This window comes from Vibrio sp. 811 (assembly GCF_033339195.1).
In genome coordinates this window covers 1-705 of the sequence record NZ_JAWOUB010000402.1, presented here as the reverse complement: position 1 = coordinate 705, position 705 = coordinate 1, and the positions used below count along the sequence as shown (strand labels likewise).

Here is a 705-nt window from a genome sequence, read left to right as displayed (position 1 = left end):
CGCGCTGATGCCTTCTTCCGGCGCAAGACCTGCATGTGCAGGGCGGCCTTTGATGGTTGCGACGATCTTTTGTTGGCCCGGAGCAGCCGTTACGATAGTTCCAATTGGGCCACCTGTGTCCAGTACGATCGCTTCTGTTGAGGTTACGTGAGACATATCGAAGTATTCAGAACCGAACAGGCCACCTTCTTCATGTACAGTGAACGCCAATTCGAGCGTTTTGTGTTCTAGGTTTTCAGCTTGGATGCAGCGCACTGCTTCCATGATGGCAGCGATGCCAGATTTGTCGTCACCGCCAAGAATGGTGTTGCCTTTCGAGCGGATGATACCGTCTTCGATGATCGGCTCGATACCAATGCCCGGCGTTACCGTATCCATGTGACAGCTCATTAGGATTGAGCCTTCTTTTTTCCCTTCTAAACGTGCGTACACGTTGAAGCCATTAGAAATGTGTTCTGGTACAGGAAGTTTGTGAACCGTAAAGCCTAGTTCGCCCAGTTGCTCAGCCAGCGTTTCTGCAATTTGTTTTTCATTCATAGATTCGCTGTCGATGCGAACCAGTTGGCAGAAATGTTCAACTAGACGTTCTTGATTAATTTGTGTCATTTGGGTGTCTCTTTCTTTTGGGGTCGAGGGCGATACGGAGAAACGATGTGGATTCGAAATCAATGGCACGGACTCGAAAGGAAGCAGAATCTCTCTTAT

Annotated in this window: 1 protein-coding gene; it reads right to left on the bottom strand. The window is 48.9% G+C overall.

What is annotated here, in order from left to right:
- The coding region (locus tag R7Q46_RS27130; RefSeq protein WP_318078254.1) for a M20/M25/M40 family metallo-hydrolase at nt 1-606 on the bottom strand (606 nt) is incomplete at its 3' end.
- Nucleotides 607-705: the final 99 nt, after the last annotated feature.